The sequence below is a fragment of the Microcoleus sp. AR_TQ3_B6 genome (genome assembly GCF_036702785.1).
Taxonomy (GTDB): domain Bacteria; phylum Cyanobacteriota; class Cyanobacteriia; order Cyanobacteriales; family Microcoleaceae; genus Microcoleus.
Window position 1 is genome coordinate 20,821 of record NZ_JAUBVJ010000070.1, and the last position, 23,049, is coordinate 43,869.

The following is a 23,049-nucleotide window of genomic DNA, read 5'->3' on the forward strand; positions in this document are numbered from 1 at the left end:
TTCAGTCGGTTTAAACCGATTGAAATTAAGGAGTGAGAGCGCGTTGTTAGAGAATATTTGGTGTTAATTTATTGGATGTGTTAATATTAGCAGTCCGTTTTAACGGACTTTAGCTACTCGCTGTGGGGTTTAAACCCCTAGCGGACTTTCGGACTGGCGGGCTGGCGGACCTGTAGGTAAAGAAAAATATTTAAGTTTGCACGCTAAATTCCTCTGGGGTGATATCCCAATTTACCCAACGAATTGCCTCAAGAGCCGATCGCACATCAGGCGACACTCGCAAAGCGTGAATGTGTCCCGTACTCGGACAAGTCATTTTTAACAAATAAACTGGCTTGGCATTACCCACCCAATCAAAATCATCGTCAAACTCGATGCTTAATAGAGTATATTCCTGCCAACTATCTAATTCGGTCACCTCTAATTCTTGACAAATGCGATCGTAAGTAATTCCCTGAATTAACGCGCGCCGAACTTCTGCATTCTGTTCCTTCAACACCCACTTAGACTGCCACTGGTGCGGGTGCAGCCTACCGTACCCTTCGGGCAAAATCACGCCGTGATAGGCGTAAATCGAAAAACCGTCGGCAAATTGTACCGCTGGTGTTCCTTCGGCGTGCAAGCGGTGGTTGCTGTCAACGGAAAGTGCGATCGGCTTTTCACAGACAATGCAAACTTTGTCATAGGGATAAATCCAGCCGCAATCCCGGACAATCGATTGAAAAATAATCCAATTTCTGCCGTAGGAATGAGGTAAATTAAGAACCGAAATGCAGAAATCAAACAAACTGCCATAAGCAGCCCACAATTCTGGTTGAATGCAATTACTGAGTGGTTTTCCTAATGTTTGCCAGTGGATTTCTCCACTCCGCTCATCGATCACCTGTTCCGGTGGCAATTGGCTTGCTATTGCGCCCGCTAAATAATTGCGCTGCGCCTCCCACAATTGCGTTTGCAGTTGAGTATAAAGTCCAGCTTCTAGTTGAGTTTGCAGTTGGTTTTGGAGTTCACTTTCTAGTTGGCCTCGCAAATAGCCCCGCAGTTGTTTTTCTAACTGGCTGCGTAGTTTTGTCTCGAATTGACTCCGCAGTTGGCTGCTGGGATTGTCCAATCGACTGACGATTAGATCGGCAGCTTCGTAGGGGCGATCGACAAAAATGATTTCCGGTGCTTTTAGGCCGATCGCACTGTAAGCCGATTTAACTGTTTCCTCCGCTTGCGAGCGATTTATCGGGCCAGTGGAAAGCGAGATCGCTCTCCACTTTTGGCGATAAACAGGAATCAAAGCTGCTTGTTCTGGCGTCAGTTTTTTAACCTTAGTCTGCGACATACCGCCAGCCTTGGGGCTCATATTCGCGCTGAATTCGCACCATCCAATTCCCTTCGGGAATTGCGATGGCGTGGTGTTCTTCGTGACTCAATAAAGCTGTCGGTGAAAGCACCCGCAAGTACAAAGTGCCGTCTTTTTCGTAAAGTTCAGCTTGTCCCTCAATAATCTGGTGAGAATGTCCCGTGACTTCACCTTCGGCGAGAGTTAGGTGAGGTTTTTTTTCTCCTTCGATTTTCGGTACCGGGGTGAGAATTACGTCGCCTTGTCGGATAGGTTGCATAAGTTTTTTCTCAATTTTGTTTGCTAGTGTCGGTCGATCGAGCTTTTCTACCGCAATTCAATACTACATATGTAATACACGGCTGTCAAGAGCCACAAACCAAATTCCATAACTCTTTGCTGCACTCACAGGCGTTATCTTGGGAGGGTGAAAGTGCGATCGCAAACAGGAATGCTATAAATAGACGCGAGTTTCGAGCCGCCTGGGTGAGGGCGGGTTTATAGATATTGTCGAGGTGAATGAAAGATTCTTAGTGAAACCCGCCCCTACAAATATTGTGGTTAATTTATGGAATCAGTTACAACATCATGTCTAGAGCAATTGGTCAATAGCGCGCCCGAGGCTCCAGCAAACCCGCTAGCAGGTAGATGGCGCAACCCAGCAATCCCACCACTGCCCCAATTGGGGTACAGATGGCAATGCCTAGGAGGACTAGCAAAACTCGTGGCCATACAATGAGCATTGCTTATTGGTTTGTCAGTTTTGAGCAAATAAATTAAAGGAGTTTTCCGCCTAAATGCAGCGGTTTAAGGCGTAATTTTTGAATTTGCCCAATTCCACCCAAATTACAGATAATGCAATAGAAACCATAGCATAGGACAGGGCAGCGCTCGCAGACCTACCGTATTTTTATGTCATTTCATCAAAGCCTGTTACCAGTTCGTTGAGCAAGGCAACAATTTCTTGAGCAGACATTGTATGTCTCAGAAATTAAAAAGCAATCTCTCACCATTAGTAGCGATCGCATTTCACTAAGCCCAAGCTTTTATCCCCAAGGAACCGTCACCCTTTTAGTAGAAAAGCAGACCTCAAAGTCATAAAAAAGTTGGCATCAATTTATTTATTTGTGACCCCCTCTTCCAGAGACTTATACTTCGACCCATCAGGCATAATAGCACCTGCGAGCAAAGCACCACTCAGATCAGAAATGCTAACTTTAGCACCTTTTAGATTTGCACCACTTAGGTAGGCACTATTCAGATTAGCACCACTCAAACTAGCATTCGTCAAATTGACGCCGCTCATATTTGCGTTACTCAAGTCCGCACAAATTAAATTAGCGCCGCTGAGGTTGGCACTACTGAGATTAACCTGACTCAAGCGAGCAAAACTCAGGTTGGCATCACTGAGATTAGCACCACTCAATTTAGCCTGACTGAGGTGAGCATTATTGAGGTTAGCGTGGCTCAGATTGGCATTACTGAGATCGGCTTCACTCAATTTCGTTTCACTTAGATTTGCCCGATAGAGATTAATAGCTACTAAGTCTGCACCAATAGCATCTAGACCTCTGAGAGAAACACCATCTTCATTCAAATCTTGGAGTGCCAGAATTCTTGCATAGCTAACTTTTACGCCGTGTGCTGCATCAACTATACTCCAAGCTTGGTAATGAAATTGCTTCCGGCGATCGGGTGCTTCCTTAATGAATAAAATTAAAGCAACGACCATACTAAGAGCATCAACACTCTGCAAAATCTCTCCTATCAGAGAATTATCGTCTGCCGCCACATAAATTATGATGAACAGAACGGCTGAAACACAAGCCACTAACCAGGCAGGTTGTGCCCAAAAATTATCAATGAATTTTTCTAAAATTCCTTTGAGAACTTCACCCAATCGCTGAATGAGTGATAGCTCTTGAAATTTCTGATAACTATCAGTTATTTTCAAGAGCGTTTTTTGGATAATTTCACCATCCAACTGAATTGATACTAAAGGCTTTTTCCGTGCCTCGGTTGGTGGCGCGATCGGCTTAGATTCGTTCAGTAATTGTGTCTGTGATTCTTGTGGCTGATTGGGGGTGATCTCTTTTCGATCTGCGACAACCTTTGGTGCAGAATCTGCACCTGAGTCTTTTAACATCAAACCAGTAATTGCTCTGTAGGCATTTGTCCACGCCAGCTTTACTTCGGGAGTCCAATCTTCTTGGAGATACTGCTCAAAAGACATCAGCAGTGCGTCTCCAACTGGACCATAATATTTGGGAATTACTCCATAGCCGATGTGTCTGCCTCCCAAGGCCTTGAGAACTGGCCCTAAAGCTTCTGGAGAGCGGAGATTTTCTACTACCAATACCAAAGAATTTAGGAGCTTTTTCTGTTGCTTTTCCATATCGATATTGGCAAACAGCGGTTTAAATTCAGGGTGAGCGAGGAAGAGGTTTTCGTAGAAGCTAGCGGCAAATTCATCAGCACGAGGTTTGATTTTCTCGAAACTGCTTTCCAGTACATCTACGGCTAACTCTGGCTCTTTTTCGGGAAGTGATTCTAGTTGGTCGTTAGCTGTTACAGTCACCTTTTTTTCGGGAATGATCTCTGCTTCTAATTGAACTTCTTCAAGTGTAGTTTCTACACCTGCGCCTTTTAACATCAAAGCAGTAATCGATCCGTAGGCATCGATCCATGCTTGTTTGACTTCAATAGTCCAATCTTCCTGAAGATACTCCTCAAAGGTCATTAGTAGTGCTTGTCCAACTGCCGGGTAAGAATTGGCGATCGCTCCATAACTGACGTGTCTGCCTCCCAGTGAGTTGAGAACTGGCCCTAAAGCCTCTGGAGAACGGAGATTTTCTACTACCAAAACCAGAGCATTAAGCAGCTTTTTCTGTTGCTTTGCCATATCGGTATTGGCAAACAGCGGTTTCACTCCTGGATAAAGTTTAAACAGGTTTTCGTAGAAGCTAGTGGCAAATTCATCAGCAACAGGTTTGATTTTATCGAAACTTTGCTCTAAAAGTTCCACATTTAAGGACATATTTTTGTTTCTCTCTAGAAAGTTGACGAGCCCTTGTCTTTAGACAGGGTTTTTTAACTATCGGGGTCTGATGAATGCTTTTGATAGAGTGTTGGAAGAGAGTTTCTTTGCTGACGCCATAACCAGATATTACAAAGTCAAATTTTCCAATTCTTGAGACACCATAGCCATAAACTCTCCTGCATCGTTTATGCCCATTTCTCCTAAAGCTTTCCACTCTTCACTGCTGTAATCTAAATCGAGTCCCATCACCTCTTGAGTCCAATAGGGCAAATTAGATGGGTTTTCCATTAGCTCAGAGGTTATTTTTAAGAGTTCTGTGCCGGTCATCTTTTTTCTAACCTTTGTCGCCAAGCAAAAAGAGAGCAATTTCGCCAAATTACTTTTTGGGGGAATGGCTATTAGAAATGCCATATTTTGTGCTAGTACAAACTTGTCTAAATTCATTGGATATTTTCCTCGTTTTTCTAGATTCAAGTAAGGTTTTTTAGGAGATGACGGAGAGCAAGTTCAGGAATTACGCAAAAGTTCAAATAAACCGGGTTTTTCGACTGGGAGAAATAGCCATAAAGCCGATTTTACGTCAAAGGATCTCGGTTTATGTGTAAGTCCTAAACTTATGACTCTCGCAGAAGATCATAAATCAACTGGGAGAAGTTTTGCTAGAAATTTTCTTTCGTATAGCCAAACCCGTATTTATGGCAGAGATTCCTCAATTGTAGCGAGAGCCAGGAGAACCGCAGAAATATACGTCAACTTTATTGGGCGCGTCTGGCTGCGCTACATCTTGAAAAATCTCCTCCCAGTCTGGACGACCCGTTTGTGTACGGATCTTTAAACCTGCAATCAAATTAACCTGCGTCTGAGAATACATCAAATCCATTGCCACAAATAGGGTGCTGGATTTCATATCAGACTTTTGCTGGGCACCTGTCAGATACAAATTAATGTCAAATAACTTGTTAGTGTCTTGGGCAACGTCAATTTATTGATTTACCAGTTTTTTCCCAAGTCTGCTTATAGCTTTCGAGATATGTTCTAAATTCCAGATGCAGGGTATTTATCCCCTCTTTTTCCAAGAGTGACAATATATCTATATTTAATTGTTCGCAACTGTTTTCGTAGAAATCAATATTGTTACTAAAGACTCGAATATTAATCACACGGGCATTCTGTTCCAGTCGATCCAGCCAAATCAAACCTTCGTCATGTAAGGAATTAATAGACTTAGGCAGCTCCCGAAGAGATTCACAAATTATAGCGGTTTTTTCCGCCGAAATACCGTCAATTTTGAGAATTAAATTAATACCAAATGACTGTTCGCTGCCAGGATTTTGCGACCAATTCTCGACAATTCCCGTAATCATTTTGGAATTGGGTATCTTTTGGATAGAATCCCATTTTGCTAGACGAAGCTTTGTAGTTCTGATGCCAATCTCTAAAACTTGAACAATACCATCTATTCCCTCCACCATCATCCAGTCACCAGGTCGATATAGATTATCCGTGTAAATAACGATGGTACAAAACCAGTCATAGATAATGTCCTTAAGCAATAAACCGAACGTGATTCCCGCTCCACCTAATAGACCAATGAGCGCATTTGCAGACGCTCCTAACAACAACTCACTCGCCTTTAACACTACAACAGCGATTGCCGCCGTCTGAAACAGACGAGGCACGTAGGGTACGAGCAAGTCGTCTAGTTCGGTTTTGGTGTTCAGCGTCAGTTTTCTCAGTATCTCTCCTAACAGTGGAGAGGTGCGGTAAACAATATATGCAACGGCAACAATAGCACTCAGATTGAGGATCTTAGCTAGCATCTCGCTCACTTGAGGTTTGAGATTCTCTGCCAAAATTACCTGCACTATCCAAAGTCCAGCTATGAAAATTAGCCACCCTGATGGTTGCTCTAGAATCTCGACTAACTCATCGTCGAGTGTGGTGTCCGTTCCGCTAGTAAAATGCTTGATTCTTTTGATAGCAATTGAAAAGAACAATCCTCTCAACAGTTGTGTGAGCGTGATGATAGCGATGACGAGGACTATTTTACTCAGCGGTATTTGTGCAACAGTTATGTGTGAATCAAGTAGCTTTTCCTTAATTTGTTTCCCAAGGATTTCCAGCTCGCTAAAGACCTCGCTCTAATTAAATTTGATTGCATCATCATTGTTTGTTTTTCTCCTCTGCTATTTGAGCGGCTACCTTAATTAACTGTAATCGAAATGAAGGCTCTAACTTCAACATTTCACAGGACTCACTATTAATTAAGTCAAATGGCACTGAAGGCTCTAACTCCAACATTTGATAGGACTCACTCACCTCTTCTTGAGTCTTTACTTGTTCTGGAGAAAGAGGTAGGATTTTGACTGGGAAATTGCTCGTGGGAATCTGGCTGAGAATCATTGCAGCTAGAACCATCCCTGCGCCCAGCCAACCGCGTACTCCAAGCTTCTCGCCTAGCAGCCAAAAGGAAAATACTGCTGCAAACGCAGGCTCGAAGGTGTAGATGATCGCCGTCTCTTGGGCAGAAACCGAGTTCTGAGCGATCGCGGGTAGCCAAGTGGTGGCGGCGGTAACTAAAGCTAGGTAGACAATCGGAATCAAGTTGCTAAAGTTCGTTGACAGCGCTTCCAACTGTCCAATTAATTCGGGGGCTGCCCAGACGGTTGCCAGCACTCCTACTATGAAGATTTGGACTGCGGTGAGTAACAAGGGTGGGTGGCGTGGGGTGACGACTTCAAGCGTCATGATGTAGGCCGTATAACAGAGAACGTCACCTACCATCCAGAGATCGCCGACGCTTAAGACTCCATTCTCCCAGGACATTACCCCAACACCACCCAAAGCAAGTCCGGCGGCGAGGAAAGTCGTCACGAGTACGCGCTGACCGAGTAGCTGTCCCAAGAGGGGGACTAAAATTACGTTCAGGCTAGCTATGAATGCCGATCGGTTGGCAGAGATAGTCTCAAGGGCGATCGCCTGGGTTGCTAAAGAGGCAAACAGCAGCAGTCCCAATATTGCCCCATCGCGGAGCGATCGCCTGTTCAAGTCACGCAAATGCACAGCAAAAGCTAGTCCTGCCAAGGCGCAACGAATCGCGATCAGCGTTGCTGGGGAAAGGCTAACGATTGTTTCCTTAACTAGGGGGAAGGTTGTCCCCCAGAAAATGGTTACGGCAACAAGCAGTATGATGCCCTGGGTATGCTGGAATTTACGAATGCTTGTCATCGAGTTTTTATAGTTGGTTCAATCTCTGTGCTTCAGCCACAGCTTAATAATAAAAATCGGAAGCGAGGCTCAAGTCACCAGCAGCACCTCGATAAACTGATTCCAGGTCATCGGGTGTCCAGATGTCCGGGCTTGCAAAAATGCAACTTCATCGACTGACAGGGACGCTTCACCTACGCTCGCCATGACGACCTTTATCTCATCAATGCTTATGGAATCGTCTTGGTTGGCATCTATTGGCAGAAAGTAGGTGACGAATTCTGTGTATTTGGAAATCAAGCATCGGTGTCGGAGCATTAGTTCCCCAAACTCCTCGAAATCAATACTACCACTGCCGTCTACATCCATACATTTGAAGAGATACGCCAGATCGCCTTCAAACTGACCCAGACCTGCTTGGCGCAAATGCATTGTCAATTCCCCTGCGGATATTTCACCGTTGCGATTTGTATCAATAGCATCAAACAGATAACGCAGGTCGCCCTTAATTGATGCAGAAGCTTTCTCTAGGAAGAAATTGCGACGCTTGCCGACCATCGCGGCTTCTAGCTGGCGGCGAAAGTTATTAATGATGTGCTTGGCGGCGAGGTATCTTTGCGAATGCTCCTCGGGACTGGTCACGGCGTGTAGTGCAACTGGAACCAGCGATGGGAGACTTCGCTGCAAAACTAAGAAGAAACCGATTGTCACGATACAGAAGGGCAAGGTCAGGACTGGCAGACCTAGAGGCGCAAAAATGGCACCGAGGACACCGCCTGCGATCGCACCAAGGAAGGCGCACGCTGCACCGATGAGAATACTGCGGACTGTTGGTGCATAGAACACGCCACCAATTGCCATCGCACAAAGGACAGCGTTGTAGCCCCACAATCCTGCGTACAGTTTCTCTGGAAGAACCCCGAGGAGCCCGCCCGCGAGAACTCCTAAAATGCAGCCGAGCAGACCCACTGCTGCTCCAAGGGGCGTACAGAGCGCAACTGCGAGCAAAACCAGGATGCCGGAGGCGAGCTTGTCTGCAAGGAACACCTGTCCAAAGCCGATCGGCAGCGACTGGGCAATCCGAAACCAGTCGAGTGCGTTGGATGTAGTTGCTGACGGTGCTGGTGCTCCCAAGTTGAAGTAGGGCTGGGGCAAAAATAACACCGCGCTTAAGAATAGCAGGGTGGCAATGTTAAACGGTAGGGTCAACAGGGGAACTTTGAACTTGGTGACAAACCAGATGCCCACCGTCTTCATGACAATGGTTGTCATCGCCGAGAAAACGATCGCGGCGATCGCCCACGCTGGGTTCCAGGCTCCGTTGCCCGACATACCAAAGGTTGCCAGCGCCGCCCCGACCAACAGGCCGTTGTAGCCGAACAGACCGTTGCGAATGCTGTCTCGATCCAGTCTCAGCCCGATCGCTGTCAGCGTCGATGCCACGACTGCCACCAGCCCCATGGTGCCAACCCAGGGTGACTGGATAAACAGCGCCGCCAGAATCAGCAGTCCGCTGAGGGGATTGTTGAGAAAGATCACCTGCCCGATCCCGCGCAGCGTGTAGTTAATAAAATCCAATCCGGGTTGATTGACCAGACGCTGGTTTAGCTGTTGCATCGTTCCCAACATCGGCAGTCTGCTAGCCTCGCCCCCCTGGGATGACTCGTCTGACACTAATATCTGGGAAATTAGTTCGTGCAGGGGTGATGCCTCATCGCCTTTGAGTCCTACCGAAGGGTGATCCGCCATACTTGTTTTACCTAATTTTTTGCTACTAAATGCAGGCGCTGCACGGGTGCGTGCAGCGGACATTTCACGAAAGCAGGCAAAGCGGAGCTCAGCTTTGCTTCGACGTTTTTTCCAGGCGAGAAGCGATCGCATCCACCACACCTTGGAAGATGCCTAGGGAGTTCTCAGCCATAGAGTTCAGGGTATCGATCACGGGGTTGATTTCGCAGATTTCCCAACAGCAGACGCGAGGATCTTTAACAAGAGTCTCGTTGAAAATGCGGGCTTCTTCAACCAAGATGCCACCTGTAACCGGTGTCCCAGTCCCCATTGAAATCGCAGAATCCATACTATCTACGTCGAAGCTGACGTAGATTAAGTCAACCTCCGCCAGCTTCTGGAGGCAACGTTGTGCCACGGCTTCTGGGCCAATTTCCCGCATCTGCTCTGCAGTAATATTGAGGATATTGTGGGTTTCTATCAGGTGATCTTCCGCCTCCTCGGTATCTCGAACCGCGACGTACACGAGGTCGTTGATGTCCAGGTTTGGGCCGTCCGGCAAACCGAGAGCCTGACACATCCGCCACAGTTGGGCCGTTTCTGGGTCTACATCGTTGATCTGTTTCGCCAAGTTATCATGGGCAAGGGCTATTCCTAGCGGCATCCCGTGCATATTTCCCGAGGGCGAGGTGAATGGCGAATGGATGTCGGCGTGAGCGTCAATCCAGACTACGCCAAGTCGGCGATCGGGAAACGCCTTTTTAATCCCGGCAATAGTGCTAGCAGCGGTCGAGTGATCTCCACCAAGAACTACGGGAAATAAACCTTTCTGCAAGGCTTCGGCCACTAAATCAGTGGCACGTGCGAATACTTTGTATGCCGAGTCAATGTATTTAGCGTGCTTGTGTTTCTGAGCGCGGAAGAGCGCACTATTTTCGGTTTGCACCCGCAGGCTATCCATGCTCAAAATGCCATTTTCAGCATGCATCCGAGCTGCCTGTTTCTGGAGTGCTGCCGTCTTAAGTGCATTAATGCCCATTGATGAACCCCTCGTTCCCGCACCCAGTTCGGAATCTACCTCAACGAGTACGATCGAGGAGATCTCAGCAACCTTGGCATACTGCACCAGGATTTTCTTGAAGCTACGCAATGCACCGATGGTGATTTTGAGGTCTGACCACAGGGACTGACTGGCGATGAACTCCTCGAAATCAATCTCGCCGTCGCCGTCTATATCTGCCTTTTTGATGGCTGCTTCGATTTCGGCGTTGGTTGCTGCTGTGTTGAAACAGCGAACGATCTCGATCAATTCCTCAGCCGACAGCTTGCCACTCTTGTCGGTATCGATCAAATTGAAGATCTGCCGTAGGTCCGCTGCAATATCCAAATCTTCGCGACTTGCCATCCATTCGATAAAGGAACCCCGCGTCACAACTCCTGCTTTATCGCATCGATCGAGCAGGTTGGCGCGATCGGCCAAGGAAATGCCCTGACCAAGCACTTCCAGGGCTTCTGTGATTTCTTGGCGTGTTAGCGAACCATCAGCATTTGCATCAAACAAATTGAAGACGCGCTCAAATTCGGCTAGCCGTTCCTCAGCAATGTTTATGGTGTTTATCATGTCTCTATGCTCCATTTAATAAATAATCTCGACTCGATCTGAAAGATGTAGTACCCCGAAGCCCTGTGCTGTCAAGCTTTTTAAGTAGAATTGCGTACCTCATCTACCCAAGAACCGCTATATTTTTATTTTTTCTAGATGTGGTTCAGTAAGTCTTCTGGGTATTGTCTAGTTGTTTGGCTGAATGTGAAATAGATAAAGTTAGTATCTTTGTGTAAAGTTATATTGCTGAAAGTTGCCTTAATCAGAATTAGTTCATTTTGTCAATATACTAAATTGGTATGTTTGGTAAATTAATTTCCCAACTGAAAGCTTAGGTTGGTTCCAAGGGGCGCGATCGCTCTTAACGGATAAAGACCTTGACGCGATTGACAATTTCCGAGCGCCTGTACCGCTCATTGAGATATCGGTCTTTGCTAGGGCCCATTGGTGACAACTTCCTAAGTTGTCACCAATGGGCAGAGCCTGGTAACGCAGATCCGGAGGAAGAGCCTCGATTTTCGCGAGGCAGAGCAAGAGTGACATTGATTAAGAGGCGTTTAGCCTGTCCGTTATAGAAACTGATGCGAGGATTGCTATATAGCGGTTCTCGGAAAGATATTGTGGTTTACCTCTGCGTTTAGGCTGCAAATTACCTTCAGTATCCTAAAGTTATAGATTTTGAATAATCAAGGGTGAAAGATTAAAGTGTAGGAAAAGTATTACATCAGTCAAAAATAATTTTTATTTTCCGGAATCGTTAATTTTTCAGCACCTTGGCTAGATTTGGCCAGGTATATACCTACCAAAACTACAGAAAACGCCAACCAGTTCAGAGGAGTTAAGTTTTCAGCAAAGATTATCCAAGCAAGTATGGCAGTAATCACTGGATCGAGCAACAAGAACACGGCAACGAACCCAGAAGAAAATCCTTTGAGGTTATAAGCCTGAAGGCTTTGACCCAAAATTTGGCAGATTAATGCTTGGGCAATTATTGCCAACCACCCAGCCCAGGAATAGGGAAAAAGTACATCTTCCGTTAGCAAAACGATGGGGAAAGTTAACAATGCCCCCAAGAAGGAACACCACAGGAGTATGGTTGTTGCTGAAAACTTGGCTCGAAGTTTTTCTACAGTTAACAGATTGGCGGCAGAAAAGACGGCAGATAGCATGGCAAGCGAGTCACCTGTGAAGTTATCACTCGCTAGCTGCAAATCGCCCAGTCCAATTAAGATCGATCCGCTGATGGCGATTACCATGCCAATGAGGAATTTGCCCTCAAAACATTGACTCAGAAACAGCCATCCCATCAGAGTCGTGAACAGCGGGGTTATGTTATGCAGCAGATTAGAGTTAGCGACACTTGTCTGGGTGAGCGACCAAGCCCAGGTTATTAATGTGGCTGAGAAAAAACAACTCATTACTAGCAACAAGACTAAATCGCTGACTGTGTAATGCTGCTTTTGGACCAAGGAGTCGTGGGAGTGTCTTTCCCTCAAGGTCTGGAACACCTTCCCCAATCCTAAAATGACAGTGGCTACCCAGAAGCGATTGAATATCGTCGCCACCGGACCGAGTTCCCGTTCGCTCAATCTGATGAAGATGGCGGCAAAGGATAAGGCAAGGATTGCCAGAAATAACGAAATTAGTCCGATACTGCCTTGGAGTTCTTGCGCGATCGCACTTGGTGCCTGCTCTATCTGTGGCTGTGATGGTTTCAGTTCAATGGTCATCTTCACTCCTCAAAGTAGTAATTGCGCCACGCAAAAGGTGGCGCAAGCTAATAGCATTACTCTTGCATTCCCGCATACAGCAGCCGCACAAATAAGCGGACACCATCATCATTTTTTAAAGTTGAATAGGAGGGAGCTTCACTGTTACCGATCGCACGCAAATCCGAGAGCAGTTCTGGATGGAACTGGCAAGTAAACGAGCGTCTAATTTTCTTACTTTCAAAGTCTTTGTAGTTAATGCAGGTTGCAGAACATTCGGTAACTATTTCACCATCTTCCTCTGCTGTTGAACAAAGAATTTCAATGGAGTCTGGCAGTTGTATTAGCCAACTCAGAGAGCTACCAGCGATGATATGCCGATCGGGAACAATAGCGTCATGAATACTGCGGTAAGCCCAGTTTGCAAACAATATTGCTTCTTCGTTGACTTCATCCGAATCAAACATTGAAATTGATACTTCACGCTCGTATTGAATCGTTGTATCAATCACACCTTCATGTGCATCAGCAGTTACATCGTGGGCATGAATGAGTTCCCAAGGAATACCCAAGGCATCGCCGTCGGGAGACTGATAAGGCAACAACACACGATCGCCTACTTCTTTTAATTCATTGCGCGTCACAGCAAAATGCTCATCATTCCAGCCATTGGCAACAACTCGTCCATCACGCTTTTTGACTTGGAGTATCTTGCCCATTGCTTCGATGCGCTGGCAGACTTCTTGCAACGATCTCAGACCCATGCCTGAGCGATCGCGATCCAGAGATGTCGTGTCCAAAACTTCTTTAACTGCACGACGGATGAGCCGTATATGAGATTCCGCAGCTAACTGGTGTCCCACACAAATGAATATTGCAGCAGCACTGGTGGGCGATCGCGAGATCAATAGTTTGTCCACTAATGCAAACATATCCTCTCGCGGACAGGCCGGACTTGTCCAGGTGGAGGCATCGTAGGTTGATGGATCGCCGCCTTCGACTAGCACTGCATAACCAGAGTTAATTGCGGGAACAACTATTTCTGGTTCGAGGACTCCTGTGGACCAAAGAGGTAGTAATACTGAGTCCATATCGGCAACTTTCTGAGCAATGTAAGCGACATTTTTGGAAGCCCGAACATCTTCGCCCTTAGCGTTAACGCCTACGTGTTCCCAAGGTTCAATGATAGTAATACAGTTGCGTAACAAATTGGGATGCAACAGTAGAAAATCCAAGTCTGACCGTGAATTAATCACTTTTTCTAAAGGCTTGGCCTGTCCCCACTCAAAAATGCCGTCGCTGGCAAATAGTTCTTTTTCCAAAAGCGGGTCTTCTGAGGTTCTATCGGCTAAAAAATGACCTAACAAAATATGTGCGGATTCAAAATCCGATCTGCCTTCATGCAAGTAGCCCGGAGTGAGTCGCCAATCGGTTGTGGTGGTTTGATTATTGTTAAATTTGATAGCTTCTACCATTTGACATCTACAATTTATAATCCTCAAGTAATAAGTTGATTAGTTCAATTATGTCTTTATTCCATGTTCTTGAGATTTTAACCAGTTAGTCAGAGCGATAGCTGTTGATTTAACAGCAGATCCCACCCTTGACCGGAAAATTACAAGCACATAGATATCAATATAGTGTTCCCCTTCATAATAAATATTACCATAATCATCCAGGTTAAACAAGTAAGTAGGTAGGCGCAAATACACTTCTTTATGTAACAGAATGTAAAGCGAGCGGGGTTACGCTCGATTGCTTAGCTTCACTTCGTTTCCCTCGCTTTTGACTACTTGTGTATTTTCATAATCTTGTAGTTAATCGGTGGCGACTAAGCGCCGATCGTCTTCGGTTAGCTATATCAAATGCGATCCAGCATTTGGGGCCCGGTTTCCGATGGCTAGGCTAATATTCCAGCGATAGGACTTCGGGTGAAGCGTGCGATTTTTGCCAGAGAGCGTTTCCTCGGTAGATGTAAATAAAAGGGTAAGCTGCTGTGCATCTAATTTGACAGTCAATTTTTTTACAATTTTTGTGGAACGGGCAGGAGAACACCTCTAAGCATTCAATTTAGATGCTCCGCAGCTTAGAGTTGGTTTTCGGTTGTGCAAATTTCCTAAGTTTTGTGCCTTGACTACCCCTACCCTAAGGAAAGATGTTATGGCTTATTGAGCCAAAGTTTAGATTTGAGCAACGTTAAGGTTAGCAACCAACCCATAGGTTGATATGTACTCTTCTAACTCTGCTAAATCAACACTGCCATTTTTATCGGAGTCAAGAGTATTAAAAAGATAATCAGTGATGTAGCTTCTGACTTCTTCAGAGCTACGTTCGCCTGTTGTCATATCTTCGATTAGCCCTAACAGCTCCATAATCTCCGATCGATCGAGCGACTTACTTGCATCCGTATCCAATTGCAGGAAAAGCTTTTTGATATCTTCTGTTGCCACTCTCGAAGAACGCAGTGTTTCTCTCAGTATGTCATTGCCAAAGGAATTCATGAACAAGATCTGTTCGATGAGCGGTATGCAGAAGAACCCCAGCGCTGCCCAAAAAATTGCATATCTTACGGCTTCGGGATTTGCAGTTGCACTAACTCCGATGAAAAGAGCCGCCCAAAGGAAAAAGTTGGGATTCACAAGCAGGATATAAGCATCCCGAGCTTCTGCCTTACTTAGCTTGCCTTTTGTAAATACTGAGGTTAATGTAGCTACTAGGCGCATTGAGACAAACACTAAAGTTGCAATTGCTAGTTGTTGCAGACAGGCTAGGGAGCGGTTCGGAGCGGTTGAAGAAAATAGATCCGAAATGAAGGTTGATGGAGTAAACTGAAAGCCTGTTGCCAAAGCCATGAATGCGACAGCAAGCACTCCGATGAATTTCCAGTTTTTACTGTGGTGGTTTGATTCAACCGGGGATTTGTCGCGCCACAACTGGGCGATCGCACCCGGTATTGCCAGACCTAAAATTAGAATGACGCCGAAAAATATCAGGCTGTCAACATTAATGGGTAAATTGGCAACCTTCAATGTAGCCAGAAGCGCCAGTGGAGCAACGATTGATAGCGTTCTTGACAATAAAGCCGACGGATAAAGATTACCGCCCCAAAGCACGGATAAAACAGGGGAAGTAAGGGCTGGGGGAACCATCCAAAACAGCACCCACAAAATTTTGTACAGATCCGCTTCGCTCTGATACAAAAATCCCGAAAATATTAAAAATAGCCCAACTGCCCATCGCACTGCCATCCACCCGTAAACTAGATACTTCACAGTAGAGGTTACTTTGCGTTTACTCGCTGCAAAGTCAATGTCTAGGTAGGTATAAAACGTTGAGGCGGCAAGACACGCAACGATTATTGTTCGAAATAGGACTGACGGAATCCCTGCTTCTGAGGTGCTGATTGCCCTTGCCAAGCTTCCCAGCAAGAAGGCGGCGGCATAGATCAAAATCGCCCACATAATTGAAAGATCGTTGATCTCTTTCCGCACAGAAGCGGCACCACCAGATTCCTTGTCGCGAAACTTGACGAGATCCACACCGCTGAGAGCTTTACCGTTGGGAAGTTTCAGGTGTTTATAAGCTGTCGGCGGCAGACCGCTTAAATAAAGTGCTAGAGGCTCCAACACATATTGGTGGCACACTACTAGAACTGTTTCACCGCGTTCCAAGTGCGGTACAACCTTGTCCTCGTAGAAACGGGCAGCGCGAGAGTAAACTTGGGCAATCTTTTCGCCAGCCGGAGGTGCTTCGTTGTGCGAGTGCAACATTTCCTCGAACCCTTCGTAGCCCAGTGCTAGACGCAGCAAATTTAGGTTGCGACCCGCAAAAATGCCAAAGGATTTTTCGCTAATTCGATGGTCTATCTCAACGGGGGTATTTGGCGACTTTAGTGCTTGACTTTCAGCAAGGGCTATTTCACAGGTTTGCCGTGCGCGTCTCATGTGGGAGACATATACTGCGTCAAACTTTGTACCTTTTTTTTTCAGGTCAACACCTGCACGGCGCGCCTGCAATCGGCCAAAGGATGTGAGGTCAACATCCAGAACTCCTGCAAAAATGTTGCGTTCGTTACTGGTACTTTCGCCGTGCCGAATAAAGTAGACACGTCCTAGCTGTTCTGCATTGAATTCTTTTGGTGAAGCTGCAGAAGTTGTTGTGGCTGCATCGTGGAATTTACTTGTAACTTCGATCGATCCATTTTCGCTACTTTCTACCTGGTCATCTAAGTTTCGAGTGTTCATTATTTAGTTTCACTACGCCTTAAACAGGATTTAGATTCTTTTCGACGATTGAATTTTCAGACTTTTAAGTCACACGAGTTAACAACCAAAAGCACTCTACCACGAAACCGCGATCGTAGACCGTTCCGATCGTAAGTAGGTGGGTGCAAATACACCACTTCATGTAACAGAATGTAAATCGAGCGGGGTTACGCTCGATTGCTTCGCTTCACTTCGTTTCCCTCGCTTTTGACTTTGTGTATTTTCATACTCATCTACTTATACTTTGCACGGTCATAAACTGTGCTTTTTGTCCCGCCAATATTCTGGGAAAATCACCATAAGAAAAAAATTAAATTAGTCTAGTTTCTCTCAGCTTAGAAGAATTGAAAAGTTAAAGCAATTAACTTTCTTATCGTCCTCAAAGCGCTCGGCAAGTCCACCGAGCTCAATTAAAATCATACTTTGAAGAAATTCCCCAGCACAATTAAAGAATCTGCCGGTAAAATCGAAGAACTGACAGGCATTAAACGAGGTCAAACCTAAACTCGTCCCCAACTCGTCATTTGTTGACAGCAATGAGAATGCTCGGATTTTAGCAACACTACTTAACGCAGGATCGATCGCACAAAAGACAACATGAAGACTACCCAAATCTCCAACCGATCGGGCGCAATATTTTTCGATAAAGAAAGTCCAGCTCGCTCTTGCCCTCCCAAACCAACAGATTCTTGAGATGGGCTGCAGATTAAGGATGAGTTTAGGAGAGCTCGCGCCTTGGTCTAACAGCTTCTGCAATGTTGCTCTCACCCCTGCTGAGCGTGAAGCTGGCTTGAGAATACCGTAGAGACGGAATATCCGATCGGCTGATATACTCAGATGCTTTGTTAATTTACCAAAAAATTGGGTCTAAAGCCCCTTCTTCAGTGGCCGGCTTTAATTTCCACTTATTGCAAATAATTGTTAAATATACGTATTTTGTAACTAAAAGCTTTCGCAAAAGTGATAAGATTTTGTCATGATAGTTCTAGAGTTTAAGTTGAAAGGCAAAGCCGAGCAATATCGGGTCATCGACGAGATGATCAGAACAGCTCAATTTGTCCGAAACAAAACTCTTAGATATTGGATAGACAATCAAGGAGTTAAGCTAATTGATCTGTACAAACAATGCGCCATTATGGCAAAAGAGTTTGAATGGGCAGGCAAGCTTAACTCAATGGCACGTCAGGCTTCTGCCGAACGTGCCATTTTTGCTATCCAACGTTTTTTCGCTAATTGCAAAGCAAAAACACCAGGCAAAAAAGGCTACCCAAAGTTTAAGAAAAATACTCGCTCTGTCGAATACAAAACATCAGGATGGCTACTTTCTGCCGACAAAAGATGTTTGACATTTAAGGACAGCTTTGCTGCTGGAAAGTTCAAATTAGTCGGTAGTCGGGATTTGCATTTCTATGCACCCGATGAAATGCGAGCGAATCAGAGTGGTGCGTCGTGCCGACGGATACTACGCACAACTTTGCATCAATGTGGAGCGAAAAGAGGAACTTATTCCGACTGGTAAAGCTATTGGAATAGACGTGGGATTGAACCATTTCTATACCGATAGCGATGGTGAAACAGTCGCGAACCCTCGCCACCTCCTTTCAAAGTGAAAAAGCTTTGAAGAGATTGCAAAAGCGAGTTTCAAGGGAAGAAGAAAAGCTCTGGCAATCGAAAAAAAGCGATCGACAAGTTAGGAAGAAAACACCTGAAGGTTAGTCGGCAGCGTAAAGACTTCGTTATAAAGACGACGCCCGGCGCGGTAAAATAAGCGCGATTTTGTAGCCTAGGTCGACCTTCAAGTACGGAATATGGTCAAAAACCATAAACTTGCTAAGTCGATTAGCGATTAGCGTGGTCACAATTTGCTCAATGGTTAGAGTATTTTGGAAATGTGTACGGCAAAACAGTAATTGCTGTTCCACCTCAATACACCTCGGAAGATTGTTCAAGTTGTGGCAATACTGTCAAGAAAACGCTATCAACCAGAACCCATATTTGCGATTGCGGTGCGACGTTAGATCGTGACTACAACGCAGCTCGCAATATTTTGGTTAAAGGGTTGAAGCAAGCAGGAATTAATTTGAATTTAAATACGGTGGGGCACACCGAAATCAACGCTTGGGGACAGACCGATCTCTACTCTTTGATGGCAGCAAAACAGAGATAAGTTCGACTGATTGATCCAAGAATCTCCGCGCCTTCAAGGCCGGGGAGTGTCAACAACAATCTCATAATCAATTAGACAAATATGACTGACGCAAATGCCAGACGATCTCGCGCCGCATTTCGCTAAGAATCCGCTGTCCCCGTTCACAATGTTCCAACTTGATGTCATCGACATAGAACCGCACCAGCGTGTCTCGCGTGTAATCTCCCTTCAGGTCATCGATCCAGATTTTGGGGTCTTGCCATTCATTGCGTGAACTCTTGAAGTTTTCTCGCAACCATTCGCGAAAACGTTCTACCAGATCGTCTAATCGCGTATCTAACCCTTTGGGATTACTAATTGCCCAGAACAGCTTGTTGACTTTGATCTTCAACAAATCAATCTTCTGTTCCCACTCTTGCTTCAACGTTTGCTGGTCTTCTTGAAATAGGTCAGGGTCTTTCAACCAGTACTTATACCAACGGCGGATCAGCCCAATCAACGTACTCTCGGATACTGTTCCCGTAGCTTCACTGAGCAAGCGTCTGCGACGGTCATGTCGATCGGACTTTTTTGATTCCAGTCCAATCTTTTGACAAAGTTCCACATAGTAGGCTTGCACTGTTCGCCGCTCCTCTACATCTAATCCGCTCTTTTCTAATTGGGAGATGAGATCGGCTAGGTGCGCCAAACCCATTTCAATCTCAGCTAGTACAGTATTCACCTCAGATTCAGCTAACAAGCGTTGCCGTCCCGTCTCTCGCTTCTGTTGCGCTTTTACCCCTGGTAAAGAGTACCCATAAAACTCGTCAACTAATTCTAACTTCTTGTTTATTTCGCCCATAGTATCCGGGTGTCCCAGCACGACTTTTTCCATCATGGAGATGGCTAGGGCCGGGGCAACATCTGCTTTGATGGGAATGGAGATCGTGTAGTAGTAATGATTGGTCGGACGGCTGAGGTTAATAATGTTCTGCCCTTCAAACGCGGCATTGGGAATGTAAATCAGTGAGTGCGTGTCAATGAGATACAGTTCGGTTAATCGCAGCCCAATGTGTTTGATCACGCCTCTTTTACCGTTGGCTAGCTCTATCACATCCCCAAAGCGAAACGGTGTATCGATGAGCAAGACTAACCCACTGAAGAAGTTTGCCAGAATGTCTTTTAGCGCAAACCCCAAGATAAAACTGATTCCTCCGATTGCAACTAACACACCTTGGATGTCAACACCGAATGCCTGGAGAAACAGCAGTCCACCCACTAAGTAAACAATTAAAGGGAGAACATTTTGTAGGATGGGAGTCAGAACATCATCCCACATTGCCTCCGAGCGTGCGGCATACTGCCTAAAACCATAGGTCACAACCTCGGTGAGCAATTGAACCGCCCAAAAGGCGGCGAGAAGGACAATAAAAGCGGTCAAGCCTCGTTGGAACCAACTAATGTAAATTGTAGGAGTGATAGATAGCGTCTGCAATGCCAACTTGAAACCGATCGTCAGCACAATGAGTGTCAGCGGCGTTTGTGAGACGTTGAGTGCAACTAAGGCCAGGTCGGAGGTAAACTGACGGAAAACCCCCCGCAAAATACCAAACAGTAGGTAGAGAACAATAACGACAACACCAAGAATGCCGAAGTTAAGCAAAAAAGCACCCCATCCTGGAGCCGAAAAAATGGCTAACAGAAACGTATAACTGCGGGTCGTCGTCATTTGGAAACCGACTCCATAGAGCCGTAAAGTATGTAAAAAATGGTGCTTGACATAGTTTTAAATAAGTGTTAATTAATAAAGGGACGATATTTCAAAAATAAAAATATAAAAAAACTAAAACAAGCATTTAGCTCCGGGATTTACTAGAGAAGACTTCTCGATCGCCAGGAAGCACAGTTGCTTCAGAGCAAATCATAGATTTTTCTGTTTTATATTTGTTTCACCCCTGATGAATGAATCCAATAAAACGACGATGGCGATCGCCTCATTATTTGTCGGTGTAGTCGCCATATCTTTTGGCTCTATCTTCATTAGATGGAGTGAATCTGAACTCAGCCCCAATGCTACAATATTTAATCGCTTTTGGCTAGGTAGTGTCGTCTTCGGGCTGTCCCAAGCATACAAGGTAATACGGCAGAGACTTTCTGGTGACAAACCCGTTCCACAGCATTCATACACCTGTCAGGAGCTTTTGCTATTGGTGGGTGCTGGGATTTTTTTTGCTGCCACCTTAGCCTTTGTAGCTTGGTCGCTGACTCAAACCAGCGTCGCTGTCTCGACAATCCTACATAATCTTACCCCGATATTTACCACCTTAGGAGCTTGGTTGTTATTCGGTCAAGGCTTTAACCGCCAATTTCTGATTGGGATGGTCGTCGCCATTGGCGGAGCGATCGCCATTGAAATCGAGCAGATACACATGGCAACTGGTGAGGTAACAGGAGGCATAGCTGCCATCGTCTCTGCGGTTTTCATGGGTGCATATCTGCTGGTGGTAGAACAACTGAGAACCAAATTTGACCCCATCACAATTCAGTTGTGGGTTTGTGCGATCGCTACCCTATCCATCTTGCCCATGCTTGTGTTCGCTCAAGAGCGGGTTTTTCCTTCTTCAGTGAATGGATGGCTGTTCGTCATTTTTCTCGCCCTCGTCTGCCAAGTTTTAGGTCAGGGACTTTTAACATATAGCGTTGCTGGCTTGTCCTCAGTGGTTGTCTCCTTAGTACATTTGTTAGAGCCAGTATTTAGCAGCATTTTGGCTTGGGCAATATTTTGGGAAAAGTTAAGTTTCTCGAATTGGGTAGGTTTTGCCCTAGTTCTCATCGGTCTATACGTAGCCGTATCTAGCCAAGCTGCTGTTCGTCTCCCACAAAATCGCCTAGAGAGCGGGTAGTCACCATTACTGTTTGTTTCAACGGTAAGCAACTGAAAAAGACTTGACTCAAAAAATCAGCACAACTCGATGTCAACACATTTGCTAAAAAGAAAGTATGACAGCCAAACTGGAATTAGCACAGCAACCGTCGTCCAGAACACCTGCTTGGATCGCAACTGCTTCATTATTTGCCAGCCTGATCCCCCTATCTTTAGCACCAATCCTCGTCAAACTGTGCGAACGAGAAATAGGTTCAAATGCCGTAGCATTCCATCGCGGCTGGATCGCTGCCATCGTCTTTGGCTTGTTGAGCACAGTTGAGGCTTTGGACCGCCAAAAATCCGAGCGCCAACCCGTAGAACAGAAGCCTTTTACGAGACGAGAATTCGGGCTATTGGTAGCATTGGGAACTTTCGGAGCGACCTACTTCCTGCTGTGGTCTTTGTCGCTGACTCAAACCAACGTTGCCAACGTTACGTTATTTTGTGGTTTGAACCCACTCTTTGTCGGTTTGGGGGGGTGGTTGTTATTAGGTAGGCGCTATAATAGCAGATTCATCATTGGCATGGTCGTGGCAGTGGCGGGAGCGATCGCTATGGGATTGGATGACGTGCACTTTGCCACCAACCAAGTACAAGGCAATGCCGTCGCCTTGCTATCGGGGATTTGTTTTGCTGCGTATCTGATACTGCTAGAACTGCTGCGAGAACGATTTACCACGGCAACCTTATTGCTGTGGCGCTGCGCATTCACGACTATGTTTGCGTTTCCCGTCCTCGCACTCGCCGAAGAAACATTGTTTCCCCATTCCTGGATGGGGTGGTTTTTCGTAATTTTGCAAGCCATCTTGTGCCAAGTGTTGGGTCAAGGACTTTTGGCTTACAGCCTCAGCAGGCTGTCGTCAGGGTTCGTCGCCGTCACGCTGCTTTTCGAGCCAGTCCTTGCCTCAATCTTGGCTTGGGTAATTTTCTCTGAACGCTTGACTTTCATTGACTTGATGGCGTTTGTCGTGATTTTATGCGGTATCTATGTAGCTCAATCGAGTCAATCTGCCGTTAAAGAAACCCGCGAATTAACTTGACATACTCCCCCGGCTGAAGCACGGGGGATTCTAAGCTCAGACAGCAATTGCAGGCCTTCGCCTGTCTAACATC

At 45.8% G+C, this 23,049-nt stretch carries 19 protein-coding genes; 5 read left to right on the forward strand and 14 right to left on the reverse strand.

Features of this window, described 5'->3' with window-relative positions:
• Window positions 1-190: 190 nt before the first annotated feature.
• The 13 genes from QUB56_RS26685 to QUB56_RS26745 all read right to left on the reverse strand — a co-directional run bounded on the left by QUB56_RS26685 (window position 191) and on the right by QUB56_RS26745 (window position 16,861).
• A complete protein-coding gene (locus QUB56_RS26685; protein ID WP_445243402.1) occupies window positions 191-1,330 on the reverse strand; it encodes a DUF6745 domain-containing protein in 1,140 nt (379 codons plus the stop codon).
• Window positions 1,317-1,610 carry a hypothetical protein gene (locus QUB56_RS26690; RefSeq protein ID WP_006632553.1) on the reverse strand — a complete coding sequence of 98 codons (294 nt, stop codon included), beginning with the start codon at window positions 1,608-1,610 and terminating at the stop codon, window positions 1,317-1,319. The genes QUB56_RS26685 and QUB56_RS26690 overlap by 14 nt, the downstream gene beginning before the upstream one ends.
• Window positions 1,611-1,935: 325 nt before the next feature.
• Entirely contained in the window at window positions 1,936-2,073 is a 138-nt protein-coding gene (locus QUB56_RS26695) for a hypothetical protein (RefSeq protein WP_332959285.1), read from the reverse strand.
• A gap of 374 nt (window positions 2,074-2,447) precedes the next feature.
• Window positions 2,448-4,367: a pentapeptide repeat-containing protein gene (locus QUB56_RS26700; protein WP_332959286.1), complete on the reverse strand. Its 1,920-nt coding sequence runs from the start codon at window positions 4,365-4,367 to the stop codon at window positions 2,448-2,450.
• A gap of 129 nt (window positions 4,368-4,496) precedes the next feature.
• Window positions 4,497-4,814 carry a hypothetical protein gene (locus QUB56_RS26705; protein WP_332959287.1) on the reverse strand — a complete coding sequence of 106 codons (318 nt, stop codon included), beginning with the start codon at window positions 4,812-4,814 and terminating at the stop codon, window positions 4,497-4,499.
• Window positions 4,815-5,079: 265 nt separating this feature from the next.
• Complete coding sequence (locus QUB56_RS26710; protein WP_332959306.1) at window positions 5,080-5,352, reverse strand: hypothetical protein; 273 nt, start codon at window positions 5,350-5,352, stop codon at window positions 5,080-5,082.
• Window positions 5,348-6,367 carry a mechanosensitive ion channel domain-containing protein gene (locus tag QUB56_RS26715; RefSeq protein ID WP_332959289.1) on the reverse strand — a complete coding sequence of 340 codons (1,020 nt, stop codon included), beginning with the start codon at window positions 6,365-6,367 and terminating at the stop codon, window positions 5,348-5,350. Before QUB56_RS26715 ends, QUB56_RS26710 begins: the two co-directional genes overlap by 5 nt.
• Window positions 6,368-6,533: 166 nt before the next feature.
• A complete protein-coding gene (locus QUB56_RS26720; RefSeq protein ID WP_332959290.1) occupies window positions 6,534-7,598 on the reverse strand; it encodes a DMT family transporter in 1,065 nt (354 codons plus the stop codon).
• A 69-nt stretch (window positions 7,599-7,667) separates the two neighbouring features.
• Window positions 7,668-9,458, reverse strand: coding sequence for an urea transporter (locus QUB56_RS26725; protein WP_332959292.1), 1,791 nt, complete (start codon window positions 9,456-9,458; stop codon window positions 7,668-7,670).
• The gene (locus QUB56_RS26730; protein ID WP_332959293.1) at window positions 9,415-10,926 is read right to left on the reverse strand and encodes an arginase family protein; all 1,512 of its coding nucleotides are present in this window, start codon (window positions 10,924-10,926) and stop codon (window positions 9,415-9,417) included. The genes QUB56_RS26725 and QUB56_RS26730 overlap by 44 nt, the downstream gene beginning before the upstream one ends.
• A 710-nt stretch (window positions 10,927-11,636) precedes the next feature.
• Complete coding sequence (locus QUB56_RS26735) at window positions 11,637-12,638, reverse strand: DMT family transporter (RefSeq protein WP_332959294.1); 1,002 nt, start codon at window positions 12,636-12,638, stop codon at window positions 11,637-11,639.
• Window positions 12,639-12,694: 56 nt separating this feature from the next.
• Window positions 12,695-14,092, reverse strand: coding sequence for a hypothetical protein (locus tag QUB56_RS26740; protein ID WP_332959295.1), 1,398 nt, complete (start codon window positions 14,090-14,092; stop codon window positions 12,695-12,697).
• A 705-nt stretch (window positions 14,093-14,797) separates the two neighbouring features.
• On the reverse strand, window positions 14,798-16,861 hold the full coding sequence (locus tag QUB56_RS26745; RefSeq protein ID WP_332959297.1) for a histidine phosphatase family protein: 2,064 nt from the start codon (window positions 16,859-16,861) through the stop codon (window positions 14,798-14,800).
• A 1,018-nt stretch (window positions 16,862-17,879) separates the two neighbouring features.
• On the opposite strand from QUB56_RS26745, the gene QUB56_RS26750 reads away from it, so the two are divergent.
• From QUB56_RS26750 to QUB56_RS26760, 3 genes are all read left to right on the forward strand, one after another.
• Window positions 17,880-18,401 carry a hypothetical protein gene (locus QUB56_RS26750; protein ID WP_332959298.1) on the forward strand — a complete coding sequence of 174 codons (522 nt, stop codon included), beginning with the start codon at window positions 17,880-17,882 and terminating at the stop codon, window positions 18,399-18,401.
• Window positions 18,367-18,492 (forward strand): transposase, encoded by a 126-nt coding sequence (locus tag QUB56_RS26755; RefSeq protein ID WP_332959299.1) that lies wholly within the window; start codon window positions 18,367-18,369, stop codon window positions 18,490-18,492. Before QUB56_RS26750 ends, QUB56_RS26755 begins: the two co-directional genes overlap by 35 nt.
• Before the next feature lie 281 nt (window positions 18,493-18,773).
• The gene (locus QUB56_RS26760; protein ID WP_332959301.1) at window positions 18,774-19,049 is read left to right on the forward strand and encodes a transposase; all 276 of its coding nucleotides are present in this window, start codon (window positions 18,774-18,776) and stop codon (window positions 19,047-19,049) included.
• A 67-nt stretch (window positions 19,050-19,116) separates the two neighbouring features.
• Here QUB56_RS26760 and QUB56_RS26765 read toward each other — a convergent pair whose 3' ends face one another.
• Window positions 19,117-20,739 (reverse strand): mechanosensitive ion channel family protein, encoded by a 1,623-nt coding sequence (locus QUB56_RS26765; RefSeq protein ID WP_332959302.1) that lies wholly within the window; start codon window positions 20,737-20,739, stop codon window positions 19,117-19,119.
• Window positions 20,740-20,968: 229 nt separating this feature from the next.
• On the opposite strand from QUB56_RS26765, the gene QUB56_RS26770 reads away from it, so the two are divergent.
• Both QUB56_RS26770 and QUB56_RS26775 read left to right on the forward strand, forming a co-directional pair.
• Entirely contained in the window at window positions 20,969-21,913 is a 945-nt protein-coding gene (locus QUB56_RS26770; RefSeq protein WP_332959303.1) for a DMT family transporter, read from the forward strand.
• 97 nt (window positions 21,914-22,010) lie between these two features.
• Window positions 22,011-22,976, forward strand: coding sequence for a DMT family transporter (locus QUB56_RS26775; RefSeq protein WP_332959305.1), 966 nt, complete (start codon window positions 22,011-22,013; stop codon window positions 22,974-22,976).
• Window positions 22,977-23,049: the final 73 nt, after the last annotated feature.

Excerpts from the sequence above, each read along its gene's own strand:
- QUB56_RS26685 (WP_445243402.1), bottom strand. The coding sequence starts at position 1,330 with ATGTCGCAGACTAAGGTTAAAAAACTGACGCCAGAACAAGCAGCTTTG.
- QUB56_RS26690 (WP_006632553.1), bottom strand. The coding sequence starts at position 1,610 with ATGCAACCTATCCGACAAGGCGACGTAATTCTCACCCCGGTACCGAAA.
- QUB56_RS26695 (WP_332959285.1), bottom strand. The coding sequence starts at position 2,073 with ATGCTCATTGTATGGCCACGAGTTTTGCTAGTCCTCCTAGGCATTGCC.
- QUB56_RS26700 (WP_332959286.1), bottom strand. The coding sequence starts at position 4,367 with ATGTCCTTAAATGTGGAACTTTTAGAGCAAAGTTTCGATAAAATCAAA.
- QUB56_RS26705 (WP_332959287.1), bottom strand. The coding sequence starts at position 4,814 with ATGAATTTAGACAAGTTTGTACTAGCACAAAATATGGCATTTCTAATA.
- QUB56_RS26720 (WP_332959290.1), bottom strand. The coding sequence starts at position 7,598 with ATGACAAGCATTCGTAAATTCCAGCATACCCAGGGCATCATACTGCTT.
- QUB56_RS26725 (WP_332959292.1), bottom strand. The coding sequence starts at position 9,458 with ATGCGATCGCTTCTCGCCTGGAAAAAACGTCGAAGCAAAGCTGAGCTC.
- QUB56_RS26730 (WP_332959293.1), bottom strand. The coding sequence starts at position 10,926 with ATGATAAACACCATAAACATTGCTGAGGAACGGCTAGCCGAATTTGAG.
- QUB56_RS26735 (WP_332959294.1), bottom strand. The coding sequence starts at position 12,638 with ATGACCATTGAACTGAAACCATCACAGCCACAGATAGAGCAGGCACCA.
- QUB56_RS26740 (WP_332959295.1), bottom strand. The coding sequence starts at position 14,092 with ATGGTAGAAGCTATCAAATTTAACAATAATCAAACCACCACAACCGAT.
- QUB56_RS26745 (WP_332959297.1), bottom strand. The coding sequence starts at position 16,861 with ATGAACACTCGAAACTTAGATGACCAGGTAGAAAGTAGCGAAAATGGA.
- QUB56_RS26765 (WP_332959302.1), bottom strand. The coding sequence starts at position 20,739 with ATGACGACGACCCGCAGTTATACGTTTCTGTTAGCCATTTTTTCGGCT.
- QUB56_RS26770 (WP_332959303.1), top strand. The coding sequence starts at position 20,969 with ATGAATGAATCCAATAAAACGACGATGGCGATCGCCTCATTATTTGTC.
- QUB56_RS26775 (WP_332959305.1), top strand. The coding sequence starts at position 22,011 with ATGACAGCCAAACTGGAATTAGCACAGCAACCGTCGTCCAGAACACCT.